General features: G+C 40.5%; 11 protein-coding genes. All 11 read right to left on the minus strand.

Going from position 1 to position 4,817, the window contains the following annotated elements; genetic code table 11:
* Positions 1-54: 54 nt before the first annotated feature.
* The 11 genes from BBA02S_RS19505 to BBA02S_RS19555 all read right to left on the minus strand — a co-directional run bounded on the left by BBA02S_RS19505 (position 55) and on the right by BBA02S_RS19555 (position 4,695).
* Positions 55-264, minus strand: coding sequence for a hypothetical protein (locus BBA02S_RS19505; RefSeq protein ID WP_041114675.1), 210 nt, complete (start codon positions 262-264; stop codon positions 55-57).
* Positions 257-661 (minus strand): hypothetical protein, encoded by a 405-nt coding sequence (locus tag BBA02S_RS19510; protein ID WP_041114676.1) that lies wholly within the window; start codon positions 659-661, stop codon positions 257-259. Before BBA02S_RS19510 ends, BBA02S_RS19505 begins: the two co-directional genes overlap by 8 nt.
* Positions 662-918: 257 nt before the next feature.
* Positions 919-1,143, minus strand: a complete 225-nt coding sequence (locus tag BBA02S_RS19520) for a hypothetical protein (RefSeq protein WP_041114678.1) — start codon at positions 1,141-1,143, stop codon at positions 919-921.
* Positions 1,144-1,290: 147 nt separating this feature from the next.
* Positions 1,291-1,605, minus strand: coding sequence for a hypothetical protein (locus BBA02S_RS20880; RefSeq protein ID WP_156141544.1), 315 nt, complete (start codon positions 1,603-1,605; stop codon positions 1,291-1,293).
* Between the two features lie 31 nt (positions 1,606-1,636).
* Positions 1,637-1,792 carry a hypothetical protein gene (locus BBA02S_RS20885; RefSeq protein ID WP_156141545.1) on the minus strand — a complete coding sequence of 52 codons (156 nt, stop codon included), beginning with the start codon at positions 1,790-1,792 and terminating at the stop codon, positions 1,637-1,639.
* A 502-nt stretch (positions 1,793-2,294) separates the two neighbouring features.
* Complete coding sequence (locus tag BBA02S_RS19530; protein ID WP_041114680.1) at positions 2,295-2,576, minus strand: hypothetical protein; 282 nt, start codon at positions 2,574-2,576, stop codon at positions 2,295-2,297.
* Positions 2,573-3,040 carry a hypothetical protein gene (locus BBA02S_RS19535; protein WP_174521411.1) on the minus strand — a complete coding sequence of 156 codons (468 nt, stop codon included), beginning with the start codon at positions 3,038-3,040 and terminating at the stop codon, positions 2,573-2,575. The genes BBA02S_RS19530 and BBA02S_RS19535 overlap by 4 nt, the downstream gene beginning before the upstream one ends.
* 86 nt (positions 3,041-3,126) lie before the next feature.
* Entirely contained in the window at positions 3,127-3,801 is a 675-nt protein-coding gene (locus tag BBA02S_RS19540; protein WP_041114681.1) for a hypothetical protein, read from the minus strand.
* Between the two features lie 29 nt (positions 3,802-3,830).
* Positions 3,831-4,193, minus strand: coding sequence for a hypothetical protein (locus BBA02S_RS19545; RefSeq protein WP_169799387.1), 363 nt, complete (start codon positions 4,191-4,193; stop codon positions 3,831-3,833).
* Positions 4,160-4,372: a hypothetical protein gene (locus tag BBA02S_RS19550; protein WP_041114683.1), complete on the minus strand. Its 213-nt coding sequence runs from the start codon at positions 4,370-4,372 to the stop codon at positions 4,160-4,162. Before BBA02S_RS19550 ends, BBA02S_RS19545 begins: the two co-directional genes overlap by 34 nt.
* Entirely contained in the window at positions 4,369-4,695 is a 327-nt protein-coding gene (locus BBA02S_RS19555; RefSeq protein WP_041114684.1) for a hypothetical protein, read from the minus strand. The genes BBA02S_RS19550 and BBA02S_RS19555 overlap by 4 nt, the downstream gene beginning before the upstream one ends.
* Positions 4,696-4,817 lie beyond the last annotated feature (122 nt).

Below are 4,817 nucleotides of genomic sequence, written 5' to 3' on the forward strand. Positions count from 1 at the left end.
TTTAACCAAACGTATGTTCTTTCTGAAAGTGAAAAGAAAGAAGGGTTTCCCCTCCTATATCACCTCCTTCAAAGCCGCTGCTCTCTTCACTTCTGCTAATCTTCTATGAAACGCTGCATCCCTTACTGCTTTCTCTGCCAGTTTCTGTGCTTTCTGTTCATCTGACATTTCGTGAAACTGCGGTTCATTCGGGCAGCCTCTAAAGAACATAATTGGCCCTGTTTGATAAGCAACTGTTCCGTTTTCTCTGCATTGGTTACACATGATTATTCCTCCCTTTCTTTCTGTTTTCTTCTACCATTTCGTTCCACAACGGTGTCACAATTTCATGTATCCTTCTAAGCTCTTCTTTTTCCGAATAACCTTCCATATCGCCCCAGCCATTCATGAACGATGTGTCGATATTAGCAATAGTAGACAACGTCTTTTCATACTGCTTGATTTTCTTCTGCGCCTGCTGAAGCTGTTGTTCATACTCTTTTCTAATAACCGGTATATGGTTTATATGACCTTGTTTCATCCTGCAAGACGCTTGCAGTTCCTCTATTTCCTGTTGCTGTTGTTCTGCATAATTGAAAACAAAAAGCAAATCCGCTTCCTCAATCTCGTTTAAGCGTCCGTAACGATTAAGGATGTCGCGGAACCTCTCTTTATCAATCATTTCATCCCCTCCAGCTTCCCTTTCTTTTTTTCGACGGACTGCAAATTAATAATCCTCTTGATACGGATCGCAATTCTTACAAATTCTCAATCCATAAGGCTTTTCGTTTCTATCTGGCGCCCCGAAAAAATAACGATATTTGTAACCTCTCAAAATCGGCTTTCCACAATCATCACAATCATATGTTTTTCGTGCGGTTTGTACTTTTCGTTTAATGATTAAACTCAAGTTTCGGCACCTCCTTCACAGATTTTGTGCTAACCTTTTAATGCTTGTTTGGCATTTTCATACCATTGATTCCCTTCGTATTTTGAGTATTCTACAATTTCTTTCAAGACTTTTTCATACCGCTGAACTTTATCTTCGAGTACATCCAACTGTGATAACTCAAAATGCAACTTAGCATTCGCTTCTTCAAGGAACGCATTTCTCTCTTTCAACCGCTGGATCTCCATACGTGATTCATATATGCCGTTGTTCATGATCAATCTCCCCGTTCCGCTTATACATTCCATAGTCCATAGGTGACTAGAGCTAAAATAAGAATCATGGTGCATAGAAATGCTAGATAGCTAAGAAAGTCTTTCATTTTTACGCCTTTCTTTGTCGTGGTTTTAACAGAATGTGCATTAAACGTGCTTTCCACAAATACAACATTCTGTATGTGACGGTTCTTTTACATAATCTTCTCCTGCTATCGTTGTCCAAATGACGTCTGTTATTGGATGATGACATTTCCCTGATTCTATAAAGCGTTTTTGTCGTTCGCTTTGACGTTCGTTCACGTATTTACAGCGAGCGCACACGATATATTCATAAGCAATAATCTCGCCGAATTCTTGAAAAACAACCCGTTTATGATAATACACATCGCCTTTTCCGAAAGACTTATTACAACATATACAACGGCTTTTTAATTTTCTTGAAGCGATTTTACGATTCATAAACCCACCCCATTTACTGCACATTTTGTATCTACTCACTAGCACTAGCTAAGATCGCCCAGCCAATCGCTTTAACCATACTGGCAGCCATGAGCGCCCAATCTTGCAACAAGCCGAACACCAAGACAAGATAAAGCGCACCGGCTATATTGGCGACTGCCCACTTGTTAAAAAATCCGAACATCATTCTTACTCCCTAACCTCATGACTAAACTCAATGTCCTGCTCGCCACAAAACGGGCAGCTGGCAGGTTCTTTACCGTCCTTGACTGCGAACTCATTGTCACAACTGCATACATAGACATCTAAGATCATGGTGAGCCTCCTTTTTTCGCATTTTTAACGGACTGTTCACCAACAAATCTCCTTTAACCAATGTCCACTGGATGTATAAAAGTTGGCAGTCGCTTGTGGGTATTGCTTAAGTGAATACCGAATAGCCGAGCGTAAACTCCCCCGAAACCTTCTTTTGTGTTTTTCTCCGCTTTTTAATGAGAAGATAATTATAAAATCGTCATTCCACAAGGTTTTCTTTTTAGTCATCCACCCATCTCCTTATTGCGTAGTTTGTGTCTACTCCTCAACAGCTTCCATCAAGAAACCACACTGGGGGCATGCCTTCATCGGAACGATGCCCGCCAGTATTTCTGACTTATCGCAATCGGTGCAGCGGTATTCGATCATTCTTTTCACTCCTTGTGCCAACTAGGAAAATAAACTTCACCTGTTTCAATATTCAGTAGGCGTCTATATCCATCAAAGTCAATCAGCCTTAGTCCATAAGGTTTAAGCATTTCTGAATTTCCCTCATTATCCTCCTGACCACTAAAAATTAATTGCTTATCCTCCGCTCTAAATACATCAAACTCATAATTCCAAGCGATATGAATTGCTTCTACTACATCATTGGAAGGAATCTTTTTATAACACCTTTCATCCCAATCCCATGCTAAGAATTTATTTTCCGTCATTCCACTCCCCTCTTTCCTCTCTTCATTCTCAAAGCATTTGCATACCTCAATACCTCGTCCGGCGCTTCTTCATGGCATTCACCTTTTAGTAAGTCATACAAGAACGACTGCATTTTCTTTTTGTTAAATTGATATAATTTATTACTTTTAGCGAAAGGTTTACTTAAGCGCAAACCACTTTCGGTTATCGCTAAATACCCGTTGCCGTCTAAATACCTATCGTAGTATTCAAAGTAATCAGCACCGAAGCTATCACATTGTTTGGCTGCAATGTTCGGCCATGCTTCATTAGCTGTTGTTTGTATATAAGTTTTCAATTCGTTGAATGTTATGTCGTCAAACTCAAATAAATAATCAAATGAACCATTTGTTGGTGCGTTGTTCGATTCAAATATCACGGCAGATTTTCTATTTTTAATGGTTAGAATCAATCCTTTGTTATCTTTAAATGATTTTGTTTGCAAACTTAATCATCCTTTCTATGTGAGCCATCACCCCGACGATGAAAGTCGGGGCTAGGATTAGTAATAGGTGCATGGGCAGCCTCCTGTTAAACCTCTGTAAACTTTGGATTGATGATGTGTTCGAATTTGTTGGTAACTTTGTGGCTTCGACCAAACAAACTTGAGTTAGCGTCGCATTTAGGACAGCGAGAAGGATAAGAACCGTCACCCATCACGGTTCTCTCCCTGCCCATTTCTGACTCCTTCATTTCTGTGTCGCATGAATAACAAATTCGAATATCATCTTTCAAATATTTAGTAACGGCAAACTCATTTTTTTGTATTTCTATTTTTAAATCCTCGTCTAGGATGTAGTTGACCAGCTTTTCGATAACATTGTGTTTCGAACAGCATTCGCTACACATATCACCGTGACCCTGAATAGTAATAAAACCGCCGTTAAATTCTACACCCCTATAATAAATAGGCTTACTAAAATTTTTGTCACCTTTATTGTGATAACGACCGCTTCTGGCATAGCGCTGATAGTCGCGTTGTTTGTCACAATAATTACATGAGGTAATATCCTTGAATCGCCAAGTCAATTCCCCTTTCTCCTCAGCCTGCCTGACAATTTCATTCATAACAGAAAGTTCAAACCCTATATTTGCTTCACGTTTTGCTATATTGACTACCTTTTGTGCTTCCTCAGAAATGTTTCCGTCTAGTAACAACAATTCTTCATAACTCAATTTAATTGAATATAGTTTTAAATCGTTCACTCGAAATGCCCTCCTCTATTGTTTTCGTTTTATTCCGCTATCGCTTTCTTCGCCTGTTCTACCGCTTCTAACACTTCTGCTTCTGTTTTATATGGACCAACCGTGTATTCCCTGCCTAAGTAAGTGAAATAGCCTTCCAGCATCGTTTTACCGTGTTGACGGATGCAGGGACGCTGGTTCTCGCGTAAGATGCGTATTTCATTTTGTAGTTGTATGATCCGCTCGGCTTGACTGTCTACAAACGCCTGCTGCTTCGCATAATCGACTTTCAACTGTGCGTAAGCTTCCTCTCGGCGGTCAGCATGAAACTGATCTCTGGCGGCGTGTAAGGTAGCCAGGTTGTTGGAACGGGCGGTGTTCATGACACGTTCTCTTCCTTCGTCATCTGGCACATATACTTCACGTTCATGCTGTTTCCGGCAAACTCCGGCACTTTCCAATCATGAGTAAACATCTTCCCATCAGTAGTGATGCGTTTAATATCAGATGAGAGAGTAAATCCCCGGCGCTCCAAATCGGCGATAGCTGTGTGCAATTCATGCTCATGGTAGCTCGTGACGTTCACTTTCATTCTGCATCCCCCTTCATCCACTTTTGCAATTCATCTAATGTTCCTAACTCGGTGTACTGGTACTCAGTGTCGTATTCCCAGCAAGCATAATCCCAGCAGTAACTTTTCACGAACTCAGCTTCAACGCCTACTGTGATAAACTCATCTTTGTAGTCGAACTCTCCACGCAAAAAGTATTCAACGTCACAAAACATATCCGCTATATCACCTTGATCTGTTTCAAAAAGGATATTTATGACTTCGCAATCTGGCTGTCCTTGTTCGTTTTCAAATACATAAAGGGATATAAGCGCACATCCTTTGTTGAGTATTTCGTCATTCATTCCTTCTCCCCCTCAATCTCCCGAACGATTGCGAATGTTCCGAATAAGCAAATGAGCGTACCCCAGTAAACGAAAAATTCTGCTAGTATTTCTCCCATCGTTTCTCCTCCTAAGAGGGAGCA

Source organism: Bacillus badius NBRC 15713, assembly GCF_001591605.1.
In the GTDB taxonomy this organism is placed as follows: domain Bacteria; phylum Bacillota; class Bacilli; order Bacillales; family Domibacillaceae; genus Pseudobacillus; species Pseudobacillus badius.